This window comes from Kocuria sp. SM24M-10 (assembly GCF_001027955.1).
GTDB classification, from domain to species: Bacteria; Actinomycetota; Actinomycetes; order Actinomycetales; family Micrococcaceae; genus Kocuria; species Kocuria oceani.
Genome location: NZ_LDNX01000043.1, coordinates 1 through 24,472, shown reverse-complemented (window position 1 = coordinate 24,472; position 24,472 = coordinate 1). Strand labels below are relative to the sequence as shown.

22 protein-coding genes and 1 pseudogene are annotated in these 24,472 nt (G+C 72.8%); 12 read left to right on the top strand and 11 right to left on the bottom strand.

Annotation, left to right across the window (positions count from 1 at the left end; translation table 11 throughout):
* Nucleotides 1–8 precede the first annotated feature (8 nt).
* Entirely contained in the window at nucleotides 9–941 is a 933-nt protein-coding gene (locus ABL57_RS04665) for a LysR family transcriptional regulator (protein WP_047802285.1), read from the bottom strand.
* A gap of 202 nt (nucleotides 942–1,143) precedes the next feature.
* On the opposite strand from ABL57_RS04665, the gene ABL57_RS20590 reads away from it, so the two are divergent.
* From ABL57_RS20590 to ABL57_RS04650, 3 genes are all read left to right on the top strand, one after another.
* Nucleotides 1,144–2,244 (top strand): hypothetical protein, encoded by a 1,101-nt coding sequence (locus ABL57_RS20590; protein ID WP_053004742.1) that lies wholly within the window; start codon nucleotides 1,144–1,146, stop codon nucleotides 2,242–2,244.
* Nucleotides 2,245–2,552: 308 nt separating this feature from the next.
* A complete protein-coding gene (locus ABL57_RS04655) occupies nucleotides 2,553–3,944 on the top strand; it encodes an acetamidase/formamidase family protein (protein WP_047802284.1) in 1,392 nt (463 codons plus the stop codon).
* A gap of 124 nt (nucleotides 3,945–4,068) precedes the next feature.
* Nucleotides 4,069–4,512 (top strand): membrane protein, encoded by a 444-nt coding sequence (locus tag ABL57_RS04650; RefSeq protein ID WP_047802283.1) that lies wholly within the window; start codon nucleotides 4,069–4,071, stop codon nucleotides 4,510–4,512.
* Between the two features lie 12 nt (nucleotides 4,513–4,524).
* On the opposite strand, the gene ABL57_RS04645 is transcribed toward ABL57_RS04650, so the two are convergent.
* From ABL57_RS04645 to ABL57_RS04630, 4 genes are all read right to left on the bottom strand, one after another.
* Entirely contained in the window at nucleotides 4,525–4,707 is a 183-nt protein-coding gene (locus ABL57_RS04645) for a hypothetical protein (RefSeq protein ID WP_047802282.1), read from the bottom strand.
* Between the two features lie 245 nt (nucleotides 4,708–4,952).
* A complete protein-coding gene (locus ABL57_RS04640) occupies nucleotides 4,953–6,512 on the bottom strand; it encodes a CoA-acylating methylmalonate-semialdehyde dehydrogenase (RefSeq protein WP_082157223.1) in 1,560 nt (519 codons plus the stop codon).
* Between the two features lie 27 nt (nucleotides 6,513–6,539).
* Nucleotides 6,540–7,460: a 3-hydroxyisobutyrate dehydrogenase gene (gene mmsB, locus ABL57_RS04635; protein WP_047802281.1), complete on the bottom strand. Its 921-nt coding sequence runs from the start codon at nucleotides 7,458–7,460 to the stop codon at nucleotides 6,540–6,542.
* A gap of 142 nt (nucleotides 7,461–7,602) precedes the next feature.
* On the bottom strand, nucleotides 7,603–9,000 hold the full coding sequence (locus tag ABL57_RS04630) for an MFS transporter (protein WP_047802280.1): 1,398 nt from the start codon (nucleotides 8,998–9,000) through the stop codon (nucleotides 7,603–7,605).
* A 176-nt stretch (nucleotides 9,001–9,176) separates the two neighbouring features.
* Here ABL57_RS04630 and ABL57_RS04625 point away from each other — a divergent pair, with 176 nt between their 5' ends.
* Complete coding sequence (locus ABL57_RS04625) at nucleotides 9,177–10,088, top strand: LysR family transcriptional regulator (protein ID WP_047802279.1); 912 nt, start codon at nucleotides 9,177–9,179, stop codon at nucleotides 10,086–10,088.
* Nucleotides 10,089–10,121: 33 nt separating this feature from the next.
* Here the strand turns inward: ABL57_RS04625 and ABL57_RS04620 are convergent, their stop codons facing one another.
* Nucleotides 10,122–11,003, bottom strand: a complete 882-nt coding sequence (locus ABL57_RS04620) for an NAD(P)-dependent oxidoreductase (RefSeq protein ID WP_047802278.1) — start codon at nucleotides 11,001–11,003, stop codon at nucleotides 10,122–10,124.
* Nucleotides 11,000–12,406 (bottom strand): four-carbon acid sugar kinase family protein, encoded by a 1,407-nt coding sequence (locus tag ABL57_RS04615; protein ID WP_047802277.1) that lies wholly within the window; start codon nucleotides 12,404–12,406, stop codon nucleotides 11,000–11,002. Before ABL57_RS04615 ends, ABL57_RS04620 begins: the two co-directional genes overlap by 4 nt.
* A gap of 265 nt (nucleotides 12,407–12,671) precedes the next feature.
* On the opposite strand from ABL57_RS04615, the gene ABL57_RS04610 reads away from it, so the two are divergent.
* The 3 genes from ABL57_RS04610 (at nucleotide 12,672) to ABL57_RS04600 (ending at nucleotide 15,473) form a co-directional block, all read left to right on the top strand.
* Complete coding sequence (locus tag ABL57_RS04610; protein WP_047802276.1) at nucleotides 12,672–13,391, top strand: FadR/GntR family transcriptional regulator; 720 nt, start codon at nucleotides 12,672–12,674, stop codon at nucleotides 13,389–13,391.
* A 25-nt stretch (nucleotides 13,392–13,416) separates the two neighbouring features.
* Nucleotides 13,417–14,277 (top strand): class II fructose-bisphosphate aldolase, encoded by an 861-nt coding sequence (locus tag ABL57_RS04605; protein ID WP_047802275.1) that lies wholly within the window; start codon nucleotides 13,417–13,419, stop codon nucleotides 14,275–14,277.
* A 113-nt stretch (nucleotides 14,278–14,390) separates the two neighbouring features.
* Nucleotides 14,391–15,473 (top strand): aldo/keto reductase, encoded by a 1,083-nt coding sequence (locus ABL57_RS04600; protein WP_047802274.1) that lies wholly within the window; start codon nucleotides 14,391–14,393, stop codon nucleotides 15,471–15,473.
* Between the two features lie 67 nt (nucleotides 15,474–15,540).
* Here ABL57_RS04600 and ABL57_RS04595 read toward each other — a convergent pair whose 3' ends face one another.
* Nucleotides 15,541–17,124: a NupC/NupG family nucleoside CNT transporter gene (locus ABL57_RS04595; RefSeq protein ID WP_047802273.1), complete on the bottom strand. Its 1,584-nt coding sequence runs from the start codon at nucleotides 17,122–17,124 to the stop codon at nucleotides 15,541–15,543.
* A 156-nt stretch (nucleotides 17,125–17,280) separates the two neighbouring features.
* On the opposite strand from ABL57_RS04595, the pseudogene ABL57_RS22890 reads away from it, so the two are divergent.
* From ABL57_RS22890 to ABL57_RS04580, 4 genes and pseudogenes are all read left to right on the top strand, one after another.
* Nucleotides 17,281–18,183 (top strand): annotated as a pseudogene (locus ABL57_RS22890) (nucleoside hydrolase); the annotation flags it as partial.
* 36 nt (nucleotides 18,184–18,219) lie between these two features.
* Nucleotides 18,220–19,134: a ribokinase gene (locus tag ABL57_RS22625; protein WP_371212465.1), complete on the top strand. Its 915-nt coding sequence runs from the start codon at nucleotides 18,220–18,222 to the stop codon at nucleotides 19,132–19,134.
* Nucleotides 19,135–19,204: 70 nt separating this feature from the next.
* Nucleotides 19,205–20,266: a CPBP family intramembrane glutamic endopeptidase gene (locus ABL57_RS04585; protein WP_047802271.1), complete on the top strand. Its 1,062-nt coding sequence runs from the start codon at nucleotides 19,205–19,207 to the stop codon at nucleotides 20,264–20,266.
* 90 nt (nucleotides 20,267–20,356) lie between these two features.
* Nucleotides 20,357–20,734, top strand: a complete 378-nt coding sequence (locus ABL57_RS04580; protein WP_152683285.1) for a hypothetical protein — start codon at nucleotides 20,357–20,359, stop codon at nucleotides 20,732–20,734.
* 4 nt (nucleotides 20,735–20,738) lie between these two features.
* Here ABL57_RS04580 and ABL57_RS04575 read toward each other — a convergent pair whose 3' ends face one another.
* Complete coding sequence (locus ABL57_RS04575; RefSeq protein WP_047802269.1) at nucleotides 20,739–21,014, bottom strand: GlsB/YeaQ/YmgE family stress response membrane protein; 276 nt, start codon at nucleotides 21,012–21,014, stop codon at nucleotides 20,739–20,741.
* Between the two features lie 214 nt (nucleotides 21,015–21,228).
* Here ABL57_RS04575 and ABL57_RS04570 point away from each other — a divergent pair, with 214 nt between their 5' ends.
* Complete coding sequence (locus ABL57_RS04570) at nucleotides 21,229–22,335, top strand: zinc-binding dehydrogenase (RefSeq protein WP_203225552.1); 1,107 nt, start codon at nucleotides 21,229–21,231, stop codon at nucleotides 22,333–22,335.
* A gap of 163 nt (nucleotides 22,336–22,498) precedes the next feature.
* Here ABL57_RS04570 and ABL57_RS04565 read toward each other — a convergent pair whose 3' ends face one another.
* Complete coding sequence (locus tag ABL57_RS04565) at nucleotides 22,499–23,905, bottom strand: IS1380 family transposase (protein WP_082157222.1); 1,407 nt, start codon at nucleotides 23,903–23,905, stop codon at nucleotides 22,499–22,501.
* Between the two features lie 121 nt (nucleotides 23,906–24,026).
* Nucleotides 24,027–24,472: DUF3427 domain-containing protein (locus ABL57_RS04560; RefSeq protein ID WP_047802266.1), on the bottom strand; the 446-nt coding region annotated here is incomplete at its 5' end.

Here is a 24,472-nt window from a genome sequence, read left to right as displayed (position 1 = left end):
AGGGGGGGTCACGGCGCCGGGAGCGGGTCCTCCGGGACCGAGAAGTCGGCGGGTGCGGGGAACACCGTCTCGGAGATCTCGATGACCGACTGCAGGGCGGGATTGGGGTCCCCCCGGCGCCAGATGAGCCGGACCTCCACGGGCTTCTGCTCCCGGGTCAGCGGCTTGTAGACCACACCCCGGGAGGGCACGTTGTCCCGCACGCTGGAGAGGATCAGGGAGATGCCCATCCCGGCGCCCACCAGCACCACCAGCGTCCAGGAGTCCGGGGCCACCTGCACGATCCGCGGGACGAAGCCGGCGTTCATCGCCAGGGTGTTCAGCCGGTTGGGCAGCGTGGCCCCGGCCCCTCCGGGCAGGACGATCCAGGCCTCCTCGGCCAGGTCCTCGACGTCGACGGTCTCGCGGTCGGCCAGCGGGTGGCTCTCCGGCAGCGCGATGAGCAGCTCCTCGAGGGCGACCAGCCGGGAGTCGACCTCCGCGGGCAGGAAGTCCCAGCGGCCGATCACCAGGTCGAGGGAGTCGTCCAGGACCTTCTGCAGGCCGAGGTGGGAGAACTGCGAGCTGTAGAGCTCCAGGCTGATCCCCGGGCGCAGCCGGCGGACCTGCCGCGCCAGCTCGCCCACCGCCTGGTTCACGGAGGCCCCGGCGAAGCCGAGCCGGGCCCGCCCGATCTCGCCCTGCTGGGACTTGCGGACCACGTCCTTGATCCGCCGGGCCAGCATGACCAGCTCCCGGGCCGGTTCGAGGAGAGCCTCGCCCTGGGGCGTGAGCGTCACGTGGCGGGTGCTGCGCTCGAACAGGGTGGCGCCCAGTTCGGCCTCCAGCTGCCGGATCAGCCGGCTCAGGGGTGGTTGCGCCATGTGCAGGCGCTTGGCCGCCCGGCCGAAGTGCAGCTCCTCGGCGACGGCGAGGAACGCCTGGGCCTTGTGGACTTCCATCCCGCCAGACTATGGCGTGCCGCCGAGGCGGAAGGGCCGCCTCCTCGTCGCAATCGTCATCTATGGGGCTTGTGCGCCGGTCCGTGGCATGCTTCGTCTCGTTATGGGCGCCGTCACGTCTCGGAAACGTCCCGTGCCCGGTGCAGTAACACGGCTTTCCTACAGTTCGGAGCAGCACCCGCCCCGCCCCCAAGGAGCACCCATGACCGAGCACGCCGGACCAGGACCCGCGCCCTCCCTGCCGCATGCGCGGCGGCGGGCGCTCCGCGTGGTGGGCGGCACCGCGGTGGAACCCGCCGGCACCGTGGAACCCGCCGGCACCGTGGAACCCGCCGGCACCGTGGAACCCGCCGGCACCGTGGAACCCGCCGGCACCGTGGAACCCGCCGGCACCGTGGAACCCGCCGGCACCGTGGAACCCGCCGGCACCGTGGAACCCGCCGGCACCGTGGAACCCGCCGGCACCGTGGAACCCGCCGGCACCGTGGAACCCGCCGGCACCGTGGAACCCGCCGGCACCGTGGAACCCGCCGGCACCGTGGAACCCGCCGGCACCGAGGAGGAGCGGGCGCGGGCCCGTGCCGCCGCCGCGCGCGCCGCGCACCCGTCCTCCGGGATCGGCGTGCCCGGGTTCCGGCGTCCCGAGCCTGCCGCCACGGTTCCCGGCGCCCCGGACGTCCCGCCCGCCCCCGCGCCGTACCCGGCGCAGGAGCACGAGGACATCCCCGCCCTCGACGGCGCCGGCCCGCACCTCGCCACGGGCCGGGCGTTCCTCGCCGCCGCCCGGCCCGGGGATGTGCTGCGGGTCGAGGTGCTGGGCCTGGCCGGCGGGAGCGCACCGCTGGAATCCGGATGCACCGCCTACCTGCCGGTCCGCACGCAGGGCACGGCCTTCTGTCCCCGGGAGCTCTGCCGGGCCCTGGGCTCGGCCGAGGGAGACCCGCAGGGCTCCTTCCGTCTCACCGTGTGCCCGGCCGGCACGCAGGACCTGCCCTCCGTGGCCCACCGGCACCCGTTCGCCGAGACCGACGAGCACTGGATCGTCGTCGGGCACTCGCGCGTCGAGGCGCCCGAGGAGCCGGCGGGTCAGGCCGGAGCCGGGGACGACGCGCGGTCCTTCTGCATGACCACGGCCATGCACCGGGCGGTGAGCGCCGGGGTGGAGTTCCTGCAGCGGGACCGCGGCCTGGACCGGCCGATCGCCCACGCCTACCTCTCGGCCACCGCCCAGTTCGCCGTCACCCGTCTGGGGGACGGCACGGTCGGCGCGCACGGACGGATCCGCAAGGCCGACTTCGCCTGAGACCGCCGGAACACGCGCCGATTCCTCGGCGTGTGCAGTTGCAATGGTCATATTGCGCATGCACTCACCACGACCGCGCCCGAGCCCCTACTGTGGGTGACGCAGGTCACGCGGGCGTCCGTGCGCGGTTCCGACGACGAGGTCGGGCTGCCTGCCGCCGGTCGGAGCACCACGGCCGGGGCGCCCGGTGACCTGTCCAACCCCCGCGCCGTCACGGTGCCGAAACACGGGGGCGCCGAACCCGTAACACCGTCTCCCTAAGGTCGTAGTCATTCGACGCACCCGCATCCGACCTCGGGAGACCACCCATGCGTGAGCACCTGGCACGACGAGCCGCCGACGAACTCCAGCGCGGCCTCGGGCGGCGCACCTTCTTCCGGGCGGCCGCCGGCGTGGCCGCCGCCGGCGCCGTCACCACCACCGGCGCGGGGGCCGCAGCCGCCGCCGCCCCGGGCGCCGGTGGCCGGCACGCCGCCGGGCACGCCGCGGGACGGGGCGGGCGCCCCGGCTTCCGCGGCACTGTCCTCCAGCCGGGACGGGGCCCGATCCCCGGCGATCACTACCTGCCCTCCGAGGTCGACCGCGTCCTGTGGGGCTACGTGCCGTCCGTGGACGCCGAACCCGCGCTGCGCATGCGCTCCGGGCGGACGGTCACCATCGACGCCGTCTCCCACGAGGGGATCCTCGAGGACCAGGGTCGGGACCCCGTGGAGTTCTTCGCCGGGCAGGGCGTTCCGCGGTCCCGGGTGCTCGACGACGCGGTGGAGATCGCCCGCGACTACGACCGCACCGAGCGGGACTTCGACCGCGACGGCCCGCACGTGGTCACCGGACCCGTGTTCGTGGAGGAGGCCCGCCCCGGTGACGTCCTGAAGATCGAGACCCTGCGCGCGGACCTGCGGGTGCCGTACGGGGTGGTCTCCAGCCGGCACGGCAAGGGCGCGCTCCCGGGACCTGCCCGCGGGGGCCCGGTGGCGGACCTCCTCGTGGAGGACATCCTGCCGGCGGTGGGCACGGACGGCCGGGCCACCGGGAACCCGGAGGAGTACGGCAACGTCTCCACGTTCACCCCGGTCGAGCACGGCCAGGGCGTCATGGCCGGCGGGGCGGTGCGCTTCCCGCTGCGCCCCTTCATGGGCATGATGGGCGTCGCCCACCAGCGGGGCGCCGGGCCCACCGACGACCTGCTGAACTCGATCCCGCCCACCCTCGGCGGCGGCAACATCGACATCCGCCACCTCGGCGTGGGCTCCACCTTCTACCTGCCCGTGCAGACCGACGGCGCCCTGTTCTACGTCGGTGATCCGCACATGGCCATGGGTGACGGCGAGGTGGCGCTCACCGCGATGGAGGGCTCGCTGCGCGGGACCTTCCGGCTCACCGTCTGCCGCGCGGGGGAGGGGGACGCCCCGTCCGTGGCCCACCACTACCCCTTCGCCGAGACCGCCGAGCACTGGATCCCCATCGGGCTCTCCGACCCGGACGGCGCCGGCGGCGGCGAGCAGAACTCCGACCTGGACGTGGCGATGCGCCGGGCCGTGCTCAACGCCCTCGACTTCCTCGAGCAGGACAGGGGCATGGAGCGGGCCGTGGCCTACGCCTACCTCTCGGCCGCCGCGGACTTCGCGATCTCCCAGGTGGTGGACCGCACGGTGGGCGTGCACGGGCTGATCCGCAAGGCCGACTTCGACCGCTCCTGACCGCTCCCGAGCATCCCCGGCCGCCCGGGCGTGCGGGGCCTCCGGTCGTCCGGCTGCTCGGGGCGCCCGACCTCCGGGGTGCCTGGCCGCGGGGGCGGCCGGGGGCGACTGCTAGCCTCCGGGCATGTCCTCCTCCGCCCGGCCGGGCGTCCCCGCCACGTCCGTCCCCCGCACGCTTGCCCGGGTGGCCCTGGCCCTCGTGCTGCTCGGTGCGGGCATCGGCCACCTCACGGTCGCCCGGCAGGAGTTCACCGCCCAGGTGCCCCCGTGGCTGCCGGTGCCCGCGGACGCCGTGGTGCTGGTCTCCGGAGTGGTCGAGATCGTGCTCGGGGTCGCGCTGCTCGTGCTGCGACGCCACCGGGCGGCCGTCGGCTGGGTCGTGGCGGCGTTCTTCGTGGCCGTGTTCCCCGGCAACGTCTCGCAGTACCTCACGCGCACCGACGCCTTCGGCCTGGACACCGACCGGGTCCGGGCGGTCCGTCTGCTGTTCCAGCCGCTGCTGGTCGTGTGGGCGCTGTGGTCCACCGGGGCGTGGCGGGCCTGGCGCCGCGCCCGCCGGGAGCGCTGAGCCCCGCCGGGCTCAGTCCTCCCGGTTGGCGTAGCGGTCCCGCATCCGCCGGTACAGCGCGAAGGTCCCGAGGTAGGCCAGCGCGGCGAGCACCACCGTGGGCAGCCACTCCTGGGCGTCCAGGGAGGTCAGCAGCACCCCGGCCGAGGTGAGCACCAGGGCCAGCACGAGCAGGCTCGCGACGATCGACTTCACGGGCGTCCTTCCGGGACGGGTGCGGGGGCCTTCCCAGCCTAGCGAGGCCGCTGGCCGACGACGACGCCGCTCCCGCCCCGGGCCGAGCGCACGTGACCGGTTGCTCCCGCCGCCGGCCGCTCCCGCAGCGTGCTGATCCCGCCCGGGCGGGCCCGGCGTGCGCGAGCGCCCCGGCCGGCCACGGCATGTCGTGGCCGGCCGGGGCGCCCGGGGCCAGTCGGGGGGAGGGGTCCTGCGGGGCGCCGTCAGTGGGTGGGGAAGCCCAGGTTGATCTGGGACTCCGAGGGCTCGGGCCAGCGGGTGGTGACCAGCTTGCGGCGGGTGTAGAAGTTGAACGACTCCGGCCCGTACATGTGGGTGTCGCCGAACAGGGACTTCTTCCAGCCGCCGAAGGAGAACGCGCCGATCGGCACCGGGATCGGGACGTTGATCCCCACCATGCCCACCTCGATGTCGAACTGGTACTCCCGGGCGGTCTTGCCGTCGCGGGTGAACACGGCGGTGCCGTTGGCGAACTGGTTGGAGTTGATCAGCCGCACGGCCTCGTCGTAGCTGCCGACCCGCACGACCGACAGGACCGGGCCGAAGATCTCCTCGTCGTAGACCTTCATCCCCGGCTTCACGTGGTCGATCAGCGACACGCCCGTGAAGAAGCCGTCGCCCTCGAACTCCTGCTTCGTGCCGTCGACGACGACGGTCGCGCCCTCGGCCTCCGCCCCCGCCACGTAGCCGTTGACCCGTTCCAGGGCCTGCGCCGTGATGAGCGGGCCCATCTCCGAGGCCGGGTCGGTGCCCGGGCCGATGGTCAGCTTCCCGACCCGCTCGGTGATCCTCTCGATCAGCGGGTCCGCCGTGTCGCCCACGGCCACGACCACCGAGATGGCCATGCAGCGCTCCCCGGCGGAGCCGTAGGCGGCCGAGACGGCGGCGTCGGCCGCGCCGTCGAGGTCGGCGTCCGGCATGACCACCATGTGGTTCTTCGCCCCGCCCAGCGCCTGGACGCGCTTGCCGTGGGCGGCCGAGGTCTCGTAGATGTACTGGGCGATCGGGGTGGAGCCCACGAAGGACACGGCCTTCACGAGCGGGTTGGTCAGCAGCTCGTCCACGGCGACCTTGTCCCCGTGCACCACGTTGAGCACGCCCGGGGGCAGGCCGGCCTCGGCGAAGGCCTCGGCGATCCACACGGAGGCGGAGGGGTCCCGCTCCGAGGGCTTCAGGACCACGGTGTTCCCGGCGGCGATCGCGGTGGTGATCATCCACAGCGGCACCATGGCCGGGAAGTTGAACGGGGTGATGCACGCGACCACGCCCACCGGCTGGCGGATCTGGTGCACGTCCACGCCGGTGGCGGCCTGCTCGAGGTGCTCGCCCTTCAGGTGGTGCATCAGCCCGGTGCAGAACTGCACGTTCTCCAGCCCGCGGGCGATCTCCCCGGCCGCGTCCGAGAGGACCTTGCCGTGCTCGGCGGTGACGATCTCGGCCAGCTCCGGAGTGCGCTCCCGGATGATGTTCTCGACCTTGAACATGATCGCGGTCCGCTTGGCCAGGCTGGTGGCCCGCCACCCGCGCAGGGCGGCCTCGGCGGCCTCCACCGCGGTAGCGACCTCCTCGGCCGAGGCCAGCAGCACCTGCTTGGCCACCTGCCCGGTCGCGGGGTTGTAGACGGGCGCGGTCCGCTCGGAGCCGCCGTGGCGCCTCCCGTCGATGAAGTGCTCGATGACCTCCCCGGCGCCCCGGGGGCCCTGGGCGCCCTGCTCGGCGTCCTGCTGCGCGCGCACCTCGGCGCTCTGCTTGGTGTCCTGCATGGTGTCCTCCTGGTGTGTGGTCGCCGCTCAGGCCTTCTCCGGGTCCCAGCCCGCGATCTTCCCGTCCGGGGCGGCGTACTTGGTGATGAGGGAGCAGTCCTTGTCCCCGTAGCCCTCGTCGATGAGCTGCTGCAGCCGCTCGGCCACGAGCTCCGCGGCGGGCAGCCGCACGCCGGTCTGCTCGCCGGCCATCAGGGCCAGGCCGGCGTCCTTGGCGGCGAGGGTCGCGCTGAAGGTCGCCTCGAAGTTGTTGTTCGCCGCGGCGGAGTCCACGATGCCGGGCACCGGGTACCAGGTCTGCAGGGCCCAGGAGTTGCCGGAGGACACCGAGGCGATGTCCCAGAACACCTTCGGGTCCAGACCCAGCCGGTCGGCGAGCACGGAGCCCTCGGCGCAGGCCTCGAGGCAGATGAACAGCATCATGTTGTTGACGATCTTGGCCGACTGGCCGGTGCCGGCCTCGCCCGTGGCCACGATCTTGCGCGCCATCGGCTCGATGCAGGCGGAGGCGGCCGCGACGTCGTCGGCCTCCCCGCCGACCATGAACGTCAGGGTGCCGGCGGCGGCGCCGCTGATCCCGCCGGAGACCGGGGCGTCCACGAAGCGGAAGCCGGCCTCCCGGGCGGCCCGGTGCAAATCCAGCGCGGTCTCCACGTCGATCGTGGAGCTGTCCACGAGCAGCGCGTTCTTCGGCGCGAGCGCGATGACGCCGGTGTCCCCGAGGTAGACCGCCCGGGCGTGCTCGCCCTTGGGCAGCATCGTGAACACGACCTCCGCTCCCTGGAGGGCCTCCTCCAAGCTGTCGAACGTCTGCACGCCCCTGTCCCGGGCGGCGGCCATGGCGGCGGCGCTGACGTCGTGGCCCCGGACCTCGTGGCCGGCCCGGACGAGGTTCGCGGACATCGGGTTGCCCATGTGGCCGAGGCCGATCCAGGTGATGGTGGTCATCGTGTGTTCCCTTCAGCGAGGTCGTGAACTGCATGGTCGTGAACTGCGGGGTGCCCCGCGGCGGGGGGCGTGCACAGCGCGCCCAGCGGCGGACCGGGGAACCGGTCCGCCGCTGGGCGCGGGCGGTGCGGGGCGGCGGGGATCAGGAGATCCGGTCCTGGGCGGCCTTCTCCTCGGAGAGCCGGCGCCGGTCCTCGGCGTCGACGTCCTGGAGGGAGATGCCCTTGGTCTCGCGCAGCGTCGCCACCGCGATCAGGGTGACGAGGCAGGCCGCGGCGATGTAGACGGCGATCGGCACCCACGAGTTGAACTCGCGCAGCAGGGCGGTCGCGATGATCGGGGCCAGCGAGCCGGCCACGATCGAGGTCACCTGGTAGCCCAGGGAGACGCCGGAGTAGCGCATCCGGGTGGGGAACATCTCGGCCATGATGGCCGGCTGCCCGGCGTACATGAGCGCGTGGATCACCAGGCCGAGGGTGATGGCCGCGAGGATGATGAAGCTGTTGTCGGTGTTGAACATCGGGAACGCGACGAAGGCCCAGACCGCGCCCAGCGCGGCGCCGGCGGCGTACATCGGGCGGCGGCCCACCCTGTCGGTGGCCCGGCCCACGATCGGCACGCAGATCGCGTGGATGACGTGGGCGATCAGCAGCAGCAGCAGGATCCGGCTGGTGTCCACGTCCCGCTGGGTGGACAGGTAGGTGATCGAGAACGTCACCACCACGTAGTAGAGGATGTTCTCCGCGAAGCGCAGGCCCATGGCGCCGAAGACGCCGCGCGGGTAGCGGCGGAAGACCTCGCCCACGCCGTAGGCGGCGGACTTCTTCTCGAGGACCTCCTGCTGGGCCTCCTTGAAGATCGCGGCGTCGGTCACGTGGGTGCGGATGTAGTAGCCGATGGCCACGATGACGATCGAGAGCCAGAAGCCCACGCGCCAGCCCCAGGCGAGGAACGCCTCCTCGGAGAGGGTGAAGGAGAGGGTGAGCAGCACGATGGTGGCGAGCAGGTTGCCCAGCGGCACCGCGGCCTGCGGGAAGCTGGACCAGAAACCGCGCTCCTTGTTGGGGGAGTGCTCGGCCACGAGCAGGACGGCCCCGCCCCACTCGCCGCCCACCGCGAAGCCCTGCACGAAGCGCAGCACCACCAGCATGGCCGCGGCCCAGTAGCCGATCTGGTCGTAGCCGGGCAGGCAGCCCATGAGGAAGGTGGCGGCGCCGACCATGACGATCGAGATCTGCAGCAGGTGCTTGCGACCGTACTTGTCGCCGAAGTGGCCGAAGACGATGCCGCCCAGCGGGCGGGCGATGAAGCCCACCGCGTAGATCAGGAACGCCTTGAGGATGCCGTCCAGCGGGTTGCCGGTGTCCACGAAGAACAGCTGGCCGAAGACCAGCGTGGAGGCCGTGGCGAAGAGGAAGAACTCGTACCACTCCACGACCGTGCCGGCCATCGAGGCCGCCACGACCTTCTTCAGCCCGCCCCGGTTCTCCGGCGAGTCGTTCGGGTCCGCCGAGGCGGCGACCCTGTCCTCAGTGCTCATGGGTTTCTCCTGCTGCTGGGTGAACGGTGACTGTGGTCACATTGTTTGCCTACAGTGTGCGGATCTGTGGTGCGCTTCACAATGACCATGCGCTCACGGCGCCTGTGCAAAAATGCACACGACGCCCGAATTCGCGCAGTCATCCGTGCTGCGCTCCGCTCCGGAGGAGAAGCCCCTTGTCACACGGCGCTGACGACCTCCTGCTCCTGCTCGCCGTGGCCCGCCACGGGTCCTACGCCGGGGCCGCGGCGGACCTCGGGCTCAGTCACACCACCGTGTCGCGGCGGATGGCCGGGCTCGAGAGGGCCGTGGGCGCCCGGCTGCTCGTGCGCTCCGGGGACAGGTGGGAGCCCAGCGAGCTGGGCCGGACGTTCGTGGCCGCCGGCGAGGAGATCGAGCACGCCGTGGACGCCCTCCCCCTGGGGCCCGGCGGGCGCGGCAGCTCGGTCAGCGGCGTGGTGCGGGCGCTGGCCCCGGACGGGTTCGGGGGCGTGGTCATGGGCGCGGCCATGCGGCAGGTCGTCCAGGAGCACCCCGGGGTGCGGCTGGAGATGATCAACGCCGCCCGGCGGGCGCAGACCAACCCGGTGGGCATCGACCTGGAGGTGGTCGTCGGGCGCCCGGAGGTCTCCCGCAAGGAGGCCTTCCACCTGGCCGACTACTCCCTGGGCGTCTACGCCTCCCAGGACTACCTCGCCGCCCACCCGCCGCTGCGCACGGCCGAGCAGGTGCAGGAGCACCCGCTGATCTACTTCGTGGACTCCATGCAGGACGTCGCGGAGCTCGACATCCCGCGCCGGCGCTTCCCGCGGATGCGCCAGGGCGTGGGCGCCACCTCCTCGGTGGTGCACGTGGAGCTCACCCGGGCCGGGGCCGGGATCGGGCTGCTGCCCTGCTACCTCGCCGAGCGCGTCCCGGAGCTGGTGCGGCTCTTCCCGGAGGAGCTGTGGTTCCCGGTGGAGTACTGGGTGGTCTCCCGGTCGGACCTGCTGCGCCGCCCGGCCGTGCAGGCCGTGATGGCCGCGATCCGCGCGGCGGTGGCGCAGATGCGCGAGGAGCTCGTCGCCGCCCCGGGTCCCCGGGCCTGACCGGCCGGGGGCCCGGGGCTGCCGGGGGCGGGGCTACCGGGAGCGGAGGATGTCGAAGACCGAGGAGTCGTCGTGCCGGCCGTGGCCCTCGCGGCGGCCGCGCACGTAGAGCTGCTCGGCCGCCGAGGCCAGCGGCACCGGCTGCTCGACCGCCCGGGCGGCGTCGGTGACCAGGCCCATGTCCTTGACGAAGATGTCCAGGGCGGAGCGGACCTCGGCCTGATCGCCCTGCAGCATCCGCGGACCGCGGTCCTCGAACATGAAGGACGTGGCGGCCCCGGTGGAGAGCACCTCCAGGCACTGCGCGGGGTCCAGGCCCATGGAGTCGGCCAGGGCCAGCGCCTCGCCGGCCACGGCGATGTGCACGCCGCACAGCAGCTGGTTGACCACCTTGAAGCGCTGCCCGTCGCCCACCCGGGGCCCGACCAGGGGCGCGTTGGCGGCCATCGCGTCCAGCAGCGGCCGGACCACGGCCACGTCCTCCTCGGCGCCGCCGACCATCACGAGCAGCTCGCCGGTGGCGGCGCGTGCCGTTCCCCCGGAGACCGGCGCGTCGACGATCCGCCGCACCCCGCGGGCCTCGAGGCCCTGCGCGCAGGACTCCACGGCCTGGGGACCGACGGTGGCCATCACGAGCAGCACCGTGTCCGGGCCGAGGGACCCGGCGATGCCGCGTTCGCCGAACAGGACCTCGTGCAGCTGGGCCCCGGTGGCGACCATGACGACGACGACGTCCGTGCCGGCCGCCGCCTCGCGGGGGTCGGCCAGCAGCTCGAAGGCGTCACCGATGTGTTCCTGGGCGCGGGGCGAGACGTCGAAGCCGCGGACGGGGAAGCCGGCGCGGGCCAGGGTGAGGGCCATGGGGGCGCCCATGACGCCGAGGCCGAGGAAGCCGACGGACAGGGGTGTGCTCATGACGGGTTCTCCTGGGGATCAGAGGTGCGGGGGTGTGCGGCGGACCGGGCGCGCTCGGCGGCCCGGTCGAGGACGTCCACGACGTCGGCGAGGGCGGACTCCCCGCCCACGTTGCCGGGGAAGACCACATAGGGCCCGCCCTGGGTGGTGTCCGGGGCGTCGGTGGGCTGGAACAGGGAGATCTGGCCGGGGAAGAACTGGCCGGTCACGCTCGCCCGGCGGATGCCCAGGCCCCGGTGGGCGACCTCGTGGGAGGTGATCCCGCCCTTGGCCACGACCCACGCCGGGCGGGACCGGGCCACGCCGTGCACGACCTCCACGAGGGCGTCCGAGACGGAGCGGGCGATGGCCAGCGACTCGTCGGGGTCCTCCGTGCGCACGAGCTCGCGGCTGGTCCACACCACCGCGTCGCGGCTCGCCAGCGCCTCGACGATCCGCGCGACCGCGTCGGCCACGTGACCGGGACGGGCGGCGTCGTCGAGCAGGGTGGGCACGTCCAGCTCCACCTCGAAGAGCTCCCGCCGGGTCCGCAGCTCGGCCAGCTGGCGGTTGGTCAGCCCCACGTGGGAGCCGACCGCCACGAGTCCGTGCGGCAGCCGCCCGGGGCCGACCACGATGTCCTCGGGGTCCAGCTCGCGGGAGCCGGTGAGACCGGCCAGCGGGCGCACGAAGGAGGGCCCGCAGCGGGTGACGAAGGTGCGGCCCTCAGCCTCCAGCACGGCGAGCGCCTGGGCCACGGTGTCCAGATCGGCGTAGTCGGTGGCGTTGACCACCACCCAGGCCCGGTCCTTCGCCCGGCGCAGGATGTCCGCGACCGCGGCCGCTCCGCCGGTGCGGATGTCCTCCAGGCCGATGGACAGGATCGCGTCCCGCTCCAGCGCCCCGCCGGAGCGCTCCACGAGGAAGTCCTTGAGGTCGGAGGAGGAGTAGCCGAAGGTGGCGTCGGCGGCGAAGTCGGTCTCGCCCACGGGCATCGGCTTCCCTTGCAGGACGGCGTAGTGGACGTCGTCCTCGGTGTAGCGGCCGGCCTCGATCATGGCCGGGGCGAAGAGGAACCCGTCCACCGCCACTCCCTGTCCGGCGAGCACGTCCGCCAGGGCGGTGGGCTCGGCGATGACGTGCCCGCGCAGGGTCGAGTCGCTGCGCGAGACCAGGTGGGGTAGTGGCAGGCCCTCGGCCTTCAGGCGTCCCAGCACCGCCGAGACGAGCTCGGTGTTGATCGCCACGGCCTCGGCCTCCGGACGGGCGCGGCTGTTGGTGAGCACGAAGCAGGTGCGCCCGGGGTTCCGGACGACGTCGAGGACGGGGGCGGGGTCGAGCTCGAGGACGACGTCGACGTCATGGACGCACTGGGACCCGGTGGGGTCGTCGTCGAGCACGAGCAGGGTGCGCGGTGTGGTCATGCGAGGATCTCCAATCGGCGGGACATCGGGGCAGGACATCGGAGTGAGTGCGTCAGCGCCGGTCGTGACCCGGGGACTCGGGGAACAACGTCCATCTGTCAGATGTCAGACATATTATGTGAGGTAGGACACGTGGTCAACGCTCGGCCTCTCCCCGGGAGAAGACCAGACATCTGACATGGCTCGGTTGCTAGGCTTTCTCCCCAGAGGCGGGAGCGCGCACCGGTGCCGCTGCCAGCCGTCCACCGCACCCAGGAGGAGCACCATGGCCCGCCCGTCCCTGGTCGACCAGGTCGCCGACGCCCTCCTCGACCGCATCATCGCGGGGGACTTCCCGCCCGGGTCGGTGGTGCCCGGTGAGATCGACCTCAGCGCGGAGCACCAGGTCAGCCGAATGACGGTGCGGGAGGCGATCAAGACCCTGGGCGCCCAGCGCATCCTGCGCGTGGAGCGGGGGCGCGGCACGTTCGTGAACCCCCTGTCCCGGTGGGCGTCCCTCGAGGCCGTGATCCGGGCGGTCTCGGAGGGGCAGGACGACGCGGCGGCGGCCGTGCAGCTGATCGAGCTGCGCCGCTTCCTGGAGTCCGGCGCCTGCGAGCTGGCCGCCGGGCGGCTCTCCGCCGAGGAGCTGGACGGTCTGGCCCGGGACGCCGACGCCATGGAGGACGCCCACCGGGTCCAGGACATGGCGGCCTTCGTGACCGCCGACCTGCGCTTCCACGAGCGGATCCTGGAGGCTTCGGGCAACGTGTTCATCGCGGTGCTGTTCGAGCCGCTGCACCGGGTGCTCACGGAGCGGCGGGCCCAGACGTCCCGGGTGCCGGAGATCCAGGCCCACGCCGTCGCCGAGCACCGCAAGATCGTCTCCGCGCTGGCCTCCGCCGACCCGGCCCGGGCCCGGCAGGCCATGGACGAGCACATGCAGCAGACGCTCGCCGACCTGAAGACCTACGTGCTCGGGGACGTCTCCCCGGCCGACCGCTGACCGCATATCCCGAAGGACTGTGCCCATGCGCGCCAACCTGCTCGACGTCGTCACCTCCGCCCTCGCCGCCCACACCGCCGTGCCGGCGCTGAGCACCTACGACTTCACCACCGCCCAGGCCGTGGTGGAGGCCAGCGAGCGGGCGGGCCGCCCGGTGATCCTGCTGGTCCCGCCCAAGGCCGCCGCCGGGACCGGCGGGCGCCGCCTCGTCACCGCCCTGCGCGCACTGGCCGACGACGCCGCCACCCCCGTGTGCGTCCAGCTCGACCACGCCGTGGACCTGGACCTGATCGAGCACGCGGTGGCGGCCGGCGCCGACGCCGTCCTGGCCGACGGCTCCGCCCTGCCCGCCGCCGCGAACGCCGCGTTCGTCGCCCGCGCCCGGGAGCTCGTGGGCCCCGGCGTGGTGGTCGAGGCGGAGCTCGGCAGCCTGCCCGGGGACGAGGACGCGGCCATGACCTCCGAGGCCGGCGGCATGACCGACCCCGGGGAGGTCCCCGGGTTCCTGGACGGGTCCGGGGCGGACCTGCTGGCCGTGGCCGTGGGCAACGTGCACGGGCACTACCGGGGCACCCCGCGGCTGCACTGGAGCCGTCTGGAGCAGATCTGCGAGGCCGCCGAGCGGACCCCGCTCGTGCTGCACGGCGCCTCCGGGATCCCGGAGACCATGCTGGTCCGCGCGCCGCTGGCGGGCATCGGCAAGATCAACATCAACACCGAGCTGCGCTCGGCCGTCTTCGCCGCCGTGGCGGACCGGATCGAGCAGCGCCGGCACCAGGGCCTGAGCCTGTGGGCGCTCCTGGAGGACTGGACCGAGGCGGTGGGCGAGTTCACCACGCTGGCCCACCGGTTGACGACCGCCGAGGCGCGCTCCCGGAATTCCTGAGCCCCGGTCCGGCGTTGCCTCATACCGTGCCCCGCGGGCCCGGTCCGCCGGCCGCCCGCGGAAAGCACCGGCAGGAAGCACCAGCACCGCACCACGAGCAGAGGAGTTCTTCCATGGAATACACCCGACTCGGCAGTTCCGGCCTGTACGTCTCCCGGCTGGCCCTGGGCACCATCCCCTTCGGCTCCGGCGGAGGGTTCGAGAAGATCGCGGGGCTGGGCCCGGACGAGGCCCGCCGGCAGATCGACGAGGTCCTGGACCGCGGCGTGAACTTCATCGACACCGCCAACCTGTACTCCGGCGGGGACGCCGAGCGGGTGCTGGGCGAGGTGCTGGGCAGCAAGCGGGACGACGTCGTCCTCACCTCCAAGGCCCGCACCCCCACCGGGGACGGCCCCAACGACGGCGGCGCGAGCCGGATCCACGTGACCCGGGCCGTCGAGGACAGCCTGAAGCGGCTGAGGACCGACCACCTCGACCTGCTCTACCTGCACCAGTGGGACGGGCAGACCCCGATCACCGAGACCATCGCCACCGCCAACGAGCTGATCCGGGCCGGGAAGATCCGCTACTGGGGCGTGTCCAACTACAACGGCTGGCAGCTGGCCAAGACGGTCTACGAGGCGCGGCTGGCCGGTTTGGAGGGCCCGGTGGCCCACCAGGCCTACTACACCCCGGAGGCCCGGGAGATCGAGTACGAGATCGTCCCGGCCGCCCGCGACCTCGGGCTGGCGACCTTCGGCTGGAGCCCGCTGGGGGAGGGGCTGCTCAACGGCAAGGTCCGCCGCGGGACCGAGACCCCGTCCGACACGCGGCAGGGCACCGGCTGGCCGGAGCCCCACGTGGTGGACCGGGACCGGGCCTACGACCTGATCGAGCTCTTCGACGAGATCGCCCGGGAGCTGGGCTGGACGATCCCCCAGGTGGTGATCTCCTGGATCCTGGGCCGCCCGGGGATCGACGGGACCGTGATCGCCGCCCGGCGGTTCGAGCACCTGCAGGAGGACCTCGACGCCGCCGAGCTGACGCTGCCGCAGGAGGCCCGGGACCGGATCACGTCCGCGTCCCAGCTGCCCGCCTACTACCCGCTGTGGCACCGGCTGCTCAACGGCCAGGACCGGCCCGAGCCCGCGGAGGCGGAGTTCTACGCCGAGCAGCGCGGCCACGTCTTCGGCGAGGACCCGGCCCAGGCCTAGCAGGCCGCGCACCGGACGCCGCCCGGCCGTCCGGGCGAGCACGGCCGGGCGGACCTTCCGGGCGCGGTCAGCCGATGAGCATGCCCGCGATCGCGGCGCTCATGAGGTTGGCGAGCGTCCCGCCGAGCACGGCCCGCAGGCCGAGGCGGGCGATGTCCCGGCGGCGGCTCGGGGCGATGCCGCCGAGCCCGCCGAGCAGGATCGCCAGGGAGCCGAAGTTCGCGAAGCCGGTCAGGGCGAAGGTCACGATGGCCTGGGTCTTGGCGGAGTAGTTCTCGATCTGCGGGGCGAAGTCGGCGAAGGCGACAAACTCGTTGAGCACCAGCTTCTGCCCCAGGAAGCTGCCCGCGTCGATCGCCTCGGTCCAGGGCACCCCCACGGCGAACATCACCGGCGCGAAGACGTACCCGAAGAGCTGCTCCAGGGTGAGCGCCTCCAATCCGAACAGGCCGCCGACCGCGCCGAGGACGATGTTGATCAGCGCGATGAGCGAGATGAAGGCGATGAGCATCGCGCCGACGTTGAGGGCCAGGCTCAGGCCGTCGGACGCGCCGCGGGCGGCGGCGTCGATGACGTTGGCCGGCTCCGTGTCCTCGTCCGTCGCATCGCCCCTCGCGCCGCCCGTCGCGCCGTCGGCCGCGTCCGTGGCGGACACCCCTGCCGGGTCGGCGGACCGGGCGACGTCGTCGGGCCGGGCGGAGTCGCCGGGCTGGGCGGCATCGTGCGACCGGACAAGATCGTCGGGTCGGGTGGCGGCGCCGTCGCCGCGCGCCGCGGCCTGGGCGTCCTCCCGGCGGGCGAACTCGACGGCGGCGTAGGAGGTCGCCCCGCGCCGGGAGCCGCGGGCGAGCCACCGGGAGGCGCCGCGGCGCTCCTTCTGCGCCGGCGCGCTCGCCGCCGAGTCACCGGCGTGGTGCGCCGAGCCCGCCGGACCGGCGGCGTCGTCGGAGGTCCGCCCGGACGCATCCGCCGGCGCCGCATCCCGGGCGTCCTCCAGCGCCCCGGCGGGGACGAGGAGCTTGGCCATGAGCAGGGCGGCCGGCGCGGCCATGAACGAGGCGGCGATCAGGTACTCGAGCGGCGCCCCGAGCAGGGAGTAGCCCACGAGCACCGAGCCGGCCACGGTGGCCAGCCCGCCGCACATGACGGCGAAGAGCTCGGAGCGCGTCATCCCGGCCACGTAGGGCTTGATGACCAGCGGCGCCTCGGTCTGCCCCACGAAGATGTTTGCCGCCGCGTTCATCGACTCCGGCGTGGTCGTGCCGAGGAGCTTCGCCAGGCCGCCGCCGATGATCTTCACGACCCACTGCAGGGCGCCCAGGTAGTACAGCACCGACGTCAGGGCCGCGAAGAACACGATGACCGGCAGCACCAGGAATGCGAAGACCGAGCCCTCCTCGGGCAGGACCGGGCCGAAGAGGAAGTCGATGCCCGCGCCGGAGGAGTTGATCACGGCCTGGACCGCCAGGGTGAGGGCCTCGAGCACGGCGCGTCCGGCCGGGACGTAGAGCACCAGCACGCCGAAGACCACCTGGATGGTCAGCGCGAGGGCCACGGTGCGGATGCGGATCCTGCGGCGGTCCACCGAGAAGAGGACGGCGATGGCGAGGAGGGCGATCATGCCCCCGACGCCCCACAGCACGTCGAGCATGTCCGGTTGTCCTTCCGTCGGGTGTGCCCGGGGTGCCGGCGACGACGTCGGTGCGGGCACGGCCTCCTGCGTTCGGCGCCGCCGGCGTGGTACCGCGTACTCTAGCGTGAGCGCTGCGAGGGCCCCTGTCCTCGACCGACCCGAAGGACGAGAGCGATGACCGATCCGGCTGCCCGGCTCCTCTATCTGGACTGCGACACCGGCATCGACGACGCCGTCGCGCTGGCCTACCTGGTGGCCACCCCCTCGGTCGACCTGCGGGGCGTCGGCACCGTCAGCGGCAACACCGACGCCGCCACCGCCGCCCGCAGCACCGTGGACCTGCTGGCCCTGCTGGACCGCTCCGACATCCCGGTCGCGGTCGGCGCGCAGGATCCGCTCGGCAGCCGGTTCGGCGGAGGCGCCCCGGCGGTGCACGGCACCAACGGCACCGGGGACGTGGACCTGCCGCGGGCGCCCGCCGAGCCGGTGACCGAGACGGCGGACGCGATGCTCATCCGGCTGGCCCACGAGCACCCGGGCGAGCTGCACGTGCTGGCCACCGGCCCGCTGACCAATCTCGCCCGCGCCCTGCGACAGGACCCCGCCCTGCCCGGGCTGGTCGCCGGCGTCACCGTCATGGGCGGCGCCGCCCTGGTCCCCGGCAACCGCACGCCGGTCGCCGAAGCCAACATCTCGCACGACCCCGAGGCGGCCGCCGAGGTGCTCGCCGCTCCGTGGGACGTGACCCTCGTGCCACTGGACGTCACCATGGACCACCGCCTGGACGAGGACCAGCGACAGCAGCTCGCGGCGATCGACCATCCCGCGCTGCCCCCGCTGGCGGCGATGCTCGAGCGCTACGCCGAGTTCTACACCGGGGTCTTCGGCCGCCCACTGTCCGCCCTGCACGACCCCCTGGCCGCGGCGCTGGCGGCCGGCACCGTGGAACCGGCCCTCGCGCCGAGGGTGACGGTGCAGGTCGACACGACCGACGGTCCCGGGCGCGGCCAGACGATCTGCGATCTGCGCGGGCGGTTCGCCGGCTATCCCGCACCCGCCGGAGCCCGGTGCCGCGTGGTGCTCGAGCTGGCCGAGGACTTCGCCCCGCACCTCCTGCACACCCTCCGCCGGCTCGGCCCGGCCGCACCGGCGGAGTCCGTGGGGGCTGCGCTCACCGTGGTGGGCAGCATCAATCTCGACCTCACGGCCGTGTGCGAGCGGCTGCCCGCGCCCGGGGAGACCGTCATCGGCGCGGACCTGCAGCGGCAGCCGGGCGGCAAGGGCGCCAACCAGGCCGTCGCCGCCGCACGGCTGGCCAGCCGCGCCCGGATGATCGGCGCCGTCGGCGACGACCCGGACGGCGGGCTCCTCCTCCGCCGCCTGGCGGCAGTCGGCGTCGACGCCACCGGCGTCCGCCGCGTGGCGGCGCCGACCGGCACCGCCCTCATCACCGTGGACCGGCACGGGGAGAACCAGATCACCGTCTGCGCCGGGGCCAACACCGAGGTGTCGATCGAGGACGTGGTCTTCGCGCCGGAGGACGTCGTGCTCTGCCAGCTGGAGATCGCGCTCGACACCGTGTGCGAGACCGCCCGGCGGACCCCGGGCTTCTTCGCCCTGAACGCCGCCCCGGCCCGGTCCCTCCCGGCCGAGTTGGTGGAGCGGTGTGACCTCGTCATCGTGAACGAGACGGAGTACGCCCGCCTCCCCGAGCTCGCCGACGCGAAGCTCGTCGCGGTGACCTACGGCGCCCGGGGCTCGGCCCTCTACGCGCACGGGCGGCAGGTCGCCTCCGCCCCCGCCCAGGAGGTCGCCGTGGTCAGCACGGTCGGCGCCGGCGACGCCTTCTGCACCGCGCTGGTGCTGGCCCTCGCCGCCGGGCTCGACCACGGAACGGCCCTGCGCGCCGCCAACGCAGTGGGCGCCCACGCCGTCGGCGACGCCTCCTCACAGCCGGAGTTCTCCCCGCTGGAGCACTACCTGCCGTCCCCGGCCGACGGCGGCACTCCCTCGCCCGGTCCCTCCTGACCGTCCGCGACACCGGCCCGGCCCCCGGCCCCAAAATCCCGGGGTCGGTGCCGAGAACTACGCTGAGGGCATGACCTCGCAGCCTCCGCGGCGACCGGCCCCCTGGCAGCCCGACGCCCCTCCTGCGCCCGCGCCCTCCGGCGTCCGGCCTCCTGGTCCGCCCGCGGGGTGGCCGGCAGCCCCGTATCCGGGCCACCCCGGCGGCCCGGCCCCGCAGCCGGGCTTCCCGGCGACGGCGCCGGTCACCTACGCGGAGTTCTACCGCACGCCCCGCAACCGCTGGTGGAAGGGATTCACCAGCATCCTCGTCCTCTGCGCCGCGGTGCTGCTGTTGTCGATCGTGCTGACCTTCGGCGCCATGGGAATCGACCTCGTCCTGGGCTCCACCACGATGGACGACCTCGCGAGCGGGCGGATCACCATGACGCCGGTGCTGCTGCTGGCCAGCAATCTCACGCTGGTCCTCTCGGCCGTCGTCGCCCTGCTCCTGCACCGGTATCTGCACCGGCAGCCCGTCGGCACCCTGCACTCGGTGCTGGGCCGCTTCCGCTGGGGCTGGTGCGGGCGGGCCGCCCTGGTGATCGTTCCGCTGTTCGTGGCCTACGTGGGGCTCGTGGCGCTCGTCGAGGCGCCCGGCCCGCTGTCCCTGGACGCGACCGCATGGGCCTTCCTCGCGGTCGTCCTGCTGACCACGCCCCTGCAGGCGGCGTCCGAGGAGTACATCTTCCGCGGCGTGATCCAGCGCGCGGCCGGGTCATGGGTCTCCGGGACCGTCCCGTCCCTGGTGGTCGGCACCGGCGTGAGCGCGGTGCTGTTCTCGATCGCGCACTTCGCCACCGACGTGTGGCTGATCGTCTACTACCTGGTCTTCGGGATCGCGATGTCGCTGCTGAGCCAGGCCACGGGCGGGCTCGAGGCGGCCTCGCTGGTGCACGCGGCGAACAACGTCATGCTCTTCCTGGTGGCCACCGCCGCGGGCCAGATGAGCGAGGGGCTCGACCGCTCGGCCGGTGCCGGCGGCCCGTTCATGCTGGTGCCGATGCTGGTCATCTCGGCCATCGCCGCGGTCCTGATCGTCCTCGCCCGCCGGCGGGGACTGGCCGACCGGGCCGCCCCGCCGGCGACCGCCTGAGGCCGCGGTCCGGCGCACCGGCCGGGAGATGGCTGGGAGTTCGGGGGCGTCGCACGGTGGCCCGGGCGGCCGGTCGATAGGCTCGCATCCGTGACCGGACTCCGTGGAGCGGCCCTGCTCGAAGTGCTCAGTGCCGCCGCCACCAACACCGGTGTGGCGCTGGTGGTGGCGGCCCTGCTCATCCGGTGCCTCTACCTCGGCTGGCACCGGACCGAGGCCCTGCACGTGCTCACGGACGGGCAGTCCTGCCTGCGCTGGCACACCACCCGGTACGAGATCCACGAGGAGCCGTGGCCGGACCCGCCGGCGCCGGTCCCCGCCCCGGGGGCCGAGGTGACGGTGTACTACCGCGTCCGCGATCCGCGGCGATGGGCGCTCACGGCCCCCTACCGCATGACGCGGTGGCTGTTCTGGACCGGTGCCGTGCTCACGGTGATCGGCCTGCTCCTGCCTGTGCTGCTCGGCTGAGGAGTCAGCGCACGGCCCTGTTGCGTGCTGCCTTGTTGCGCCCGGCCAGGCTCTCAGCCACGCCGATCAGCAGCACGGCGGCGATGACGGCCACGATGAAGCCCAGGACGTTGAGCTCGAAGATGTCGCCGGTGCCCAGCGCGCTGGCGATGACACCGCCGATCACCGAGCCGGCCAGGCCCAGCAGCAGCGTGGCGATCAGGCCGAGGTGCTGCTTGCCGGGCTTGATGAGCCGGGCAAGGGCGCCGATGACGAGTCCGGCAACGATGAATCCGATCATGGGGGTCTCTCACTTTTCAGGTCGGGGGTCCCGGCGGCGACGGGGGTTCTCCTGCAGTGCCGCACCCCGATACTACGCATACTGCCGATTCCTCCGCACGGGCCGGGACGGGCCGACCCCGCGGCGGGACGGTCCGGCGCACGTCCTCGATAACTCCCGGACCGGGCGATACGGTGAACGGCGTCACAGCCCAGCACCGAGACCGGAGGTCGTCGTGAAGATTCGTGGAGCCGTCCTGGAGACCATGGAGGCCTCGGCCCCGTACGCGGAGTCGCAGCCGCTGCGCGTCGAGGAGCTCGAGCTCGGCGAGCCCGGGCCCACCGAGCTGCTCGTGCGGATCACCGCCGCCGGGGTGTGCCACTCCGACCTCTCCGTGGTCAACGGCAACCGGCCGCGGCCCCTGCCGATGCTGCTGGGGCACGAGGCGGCCGGCGTCGTCGAGCACGTGGGCGCCGAGGTCACCGACCTCACGGAGGGCCAGCACGTGGTGATGGCGTTCCTGCCGCGCTGCGGCGAGTGCGCCGCGTGCCGGACCGAGGGGCTGCTGCCGTGCACGGTCGGGTCGAAGGCCAACGCCTCCGGCACCCTCATCGAGGGCTCCCGGCACCTCAGCTCCGCGTCCCGTGGGAACGTCTACCACCACCTGGGGGTCTCCGGGTTCGCCACCCACGCCGTGGTGGACCGCCGCTCCGTGGTGCCCGTGGGCGAGGACGTCCCGGCCCCCATCGCGGCCGTCATGGGCTGCGCGGTGCTCACCGGGGGAGGGGCCGTGATCAACGCCGCGCAGGCCACCCCCGACGACGCCGTGGCCGTGGTCGGCCTCGGCGGCGTGGGACTCGCCGCGGTGCTGGTCGCCAAGGCCGTGGGCTGCCGCCGGGTGATCGCCGTGGACGCGCTGGCCGAGAAGCTGGAGCTGGCGACGGAGTTCGGTGCGGACGAGGCGCTCACCCCGGACGAGCTCGTGGCGCTCGAGGACAAGCCGCGCGTGGTGATCGAGGCCGCCGGGCACCCGCGGGCGTTCGAGACGGCGTTCAACGCCACCGCCGTGGGCGGGGTGACCGTCACCGTGGGCCTGCCGGCGCCGGGGGCGATGTCCCAGATCGAGCCGCTGAAGATTACCGCCGAGGCCCGTCAGATCATCGGCAGCTACCTCGGCTCCGCCGTGCCGGCCGTGGACATCCCCAAGTACGAGCAGATGTGGCGGGACGGCGCGCTGCCGCTGGAGAAGCTGATCACCTCGCACATCACGCTGGACCAGATCAACGAGGCGATGGACGAGCTGGACGCAGGAAGAGCGGTGCGGCAGGTGATCGAATTCTGAACCTCGCCGTCCGCGCCTCTAAACCTCGATCCACCGATGAGCCTTCGGCTGGCCGTCCTGGCGTGATCGGTGCGAGATGATGCGCCGCGGGCAGGGGTGTGTTCCGGGCGTCGCATCCCGGTCGTCCACTTGGTCCTTGGTCGTGCCGCGGGCGCGGCGGTGGTCAGCTGGTCGCGGCCGGTGGTGGTGCGTGCGTCGCGGTGAAGAGCTGCTCGAACGGGGCCTGCCAGGGCCAGGCCTCGGGCAGGTGCAGTGTGACCCGGCGCGCGGACCGCGCCAGCCGCGCGGGCACGGAGATGAGAGTGCGGCGGATCGTCGCGGTCGTCGCTCTGGCGAGCCGGCCGGCGTGGTCGGCGATGAGTCCGGCGGCGCGGGTGAGGTTGAACGCGATCACCGCGAGGACGAGCCAGGCGCTGTTCGCGGTGAACACCCCGGAGGGCAGGTGAGCGAGCGGGCCGCTCTTCAGGTCGGCGTGGACTTGCTCGATGATCGCGTGTGCCCGGTGGGTCTTGTCCGCCACCACGGTGCCCATCACTGTCTTGTCGGTGGTTGTGAAGAACGCGTGGTGCCGGTAGATGTCGAACAGTGTCGGCTGCTCGACCTGCTTCGGGTTCAGGTCCGGGATCCGCCGCACCACTAGACGACCTTCAACCCGCTCAACGATCTTCCTCGACCGAAACGCGACGAAGGGCACTTCGGCGACTTCTGCTTTGGAGATCAGTCGCCCGGTGGCCTCGTCACGGATCGAGTCGGTGTACTCGATCATCTCCCACACATCCTCGGGGATCGTCGCGATCGCCGCCTTCACCGCGGGGTCCATCCGGACGGTCACCGATACGTCCGCGCCGGCCTTGATCGCCGTGCCGATGGTGGCGTGACCGTAGAACGCGGAGTCTGCCCGCAGCAGCGGCCGGGCGCTGGTCCCGGGGTTCATGCGGCGGAGGGTGGCGAGAGCGTCGCCGACGATCCGTGCGGCACCCTTCGGGGAACCGGTCTTCCCCTGCCGCAGCCGCTGCCCCACGATCACCGGCGCCGACTGCGATGTCGACGCCGTGGCGAACAGGGCGTTCAGGCCGCGGACGCCGGAGTACCCGAACGACGCGCCCTGCTTCTGGTATCCGTGGACTTCGATGATCGTGTCGTCCAGATCCACCATTACCCGCTCGCCGTTCGACGCCCGCAGCAGCGGCGCGGATTGCGCGACGTTCACCAGGGTCCGGGAGGCGACGGCGTCGAGCTGGCGGACGTGCCCGAACCGGAACTCCCGCAGGAACGAGCCCAGCGTCGACGGCGCATACGTCCGGTCGAACAACCTGCCCATCCCGCCGTGACGAAGCACGTTCATGTCGTCGATCGAGTCCGCCCCGGCGAGCATCCCCGCCACCAGCGCCATCACCTTGCTGCCCGCGTTCGCGCCCTTATCCGACGGGACCGTCAACCGGACCTGCGCGAGCTGATCGAGCCCTGCGGTGCGGGCCAGGCGGAGCATCGGGACCAGCCCTGCGGCCGACACAAGATTCGGGTCATCGAACTTCGCTGACACCGCAGCGGGAGCATGCTTGAATTGCACCTACGAGATGCCTCTCGGATCGGTCGAACAGAATCTTTAGCAAGCTCTATTCTTCCTGATCAGAGGGGCATTTCTGCGTCACGGCACCCGCTTGTCACCCAAGCTCATCGGTGGATCGAGGCTAAATGTGCGGCGCTACCGTGCTCGCTGCGGAAAACACCGTGGTGGGCATTGGGCGCCGCAGTTTCCAGACGATCGACATGGGCTTGGATCCTTCGTGCGATACGTAGTCGACAGGACCCAAAAACACATATGGCGAGGTGCCCGCCTCCTGCGTCGGAGATTCGCGGACGAACAGCATGATGTGGCTGTCTTGCGCGGTGTGGTGCTGATACCGCTGTCCCGCTGCGGACTCCGGAGTGGTCTGGTTCTGCGACTCCCAGTGGAAGAGCGTCTCAGGGATCGCATAGTCCTTGTACATGGTGTTGGGCGAGAAGTCCTTCTCCGACTTGTGGAGCGTGACGAGAAGCGCCTCACAGCGGGATGACGGAATCCAGGACACTCCTTCGCGCACGGTGCCGGGAGTGCGTTGTCCCTCTTCCCCCATGCCCAAACCGGCCAGAAGCT

Excerpts from the sequence above, each read along its gene's own strand:
- ABL57_RS04665 (WP_047802285.1), bottom strand. The coding sequence starts at position 941 with ATGGAAGTCCACAAGGCCCAGGCGTTCCTCGCCGTCGCCGAGGAGCTG.
- ABL57_RS20590 (WP_053004742.1), top strand. The coding sequence starts at position 1,144 with ATGACCGAGCACGCCGGACCAGGACCCGCGCCCTCCCTGCCGCATGCG.
- ABL57_RS04655 (WP_047802284.1), top strand. The coding sequence starts at position 2,553 with ATGCGTGAGCACCTGGCACGACGAGCCGCCGACGAACTCCAGCGCGGC.
- ABL57_RS04650 (WP_047802283.1), top strand. The coding sequence starts at position 4,069 with ATGTCCTCCTCCGCCCGGCCGGGCGTCCCCGCCACGTCCGTCCCCCGC.
- ABL57_RS04640 (WP_082157223.1), bottom strand. The coding sequence starts at position 6,512 with ATGCAGGACACCAAGCAGAGCGCCGAGGTGCGCGCGCAGCAGGACGCC.
- mmsB (WP_047802281.1), bottom strand. The coding sequence starts at position 7,460 with ATGACCACCATCACCTGGATCGGCCTCGGCCACATGGGCAACCCGATG.
- ABL57_RS04630 (WP_047802280.1), bottom strand. The coding sequence starts at position 9,000 with ATGAGCACTGAGGACAGGGTCGCCGCCTCGGCGGACCCGAACGACTCG.
- ABL57_RS04620 (WP_047802278.1), bottom strand. The coding sequence starts at position 11,003 with ATGAGCACACCCCTGTCCGTCGGCTTCCTCGGCCTCGGCGTCATGGGC.
- ABL57_RS04615 (WP_047802277.1), bottom strand. The coding sequence starts at position 12,406 with ATGACCACACCGCGCACCCTGCTCGTGCTCGACGACGACCCCACCGGG.
- ABL57_RS04610 (WP_047802276.1), top strand. The coding sequence starts at position 12,672 with ATGGCCCGCCCGTCCCTGGTCGACCAGGTCGCCGACGCCCTCCTCGAC.
- ABL57_RS04605 (WP_047802275.1), top strand. The coding sequence starts at position 13,417 with ATGCGCGCCAACCTGCTCGACGTCGTCACCTCCGCCCTCGCCGCCCAC.
- ABL57_RS04600 (WP_047802274.1), top strand. The coding sequence starts at position 14,391 with ATGGAATACACCCGACTCGGCAGTTCCGGCCTGTACGTCTCCCGGCTG.
- ABL57_RS04595 (WP_047802273.1), bottom strand. The coding sequence starts at position 17,124 with ATGCTCGACGTGCTGTGGGGCGTCGGGGGCATGATCGCCCTCCTCGCC.
- ABL57_RS04585 (WP_047802271.1), top strand. The coding sequence starts at position 19,205 with ATGACCTCGCAGCCTCCGCGGCGACCGGCCCCCTGGCAGCCCGACGCC.
- ABL57_RS04575 (WP_047802269.1), bottom strand. The coding sequence starts at position 21,014 with ATGATCGGATTCATCGTTGCCGGACTCGTCATCGGCGCCCTTGCCCGG.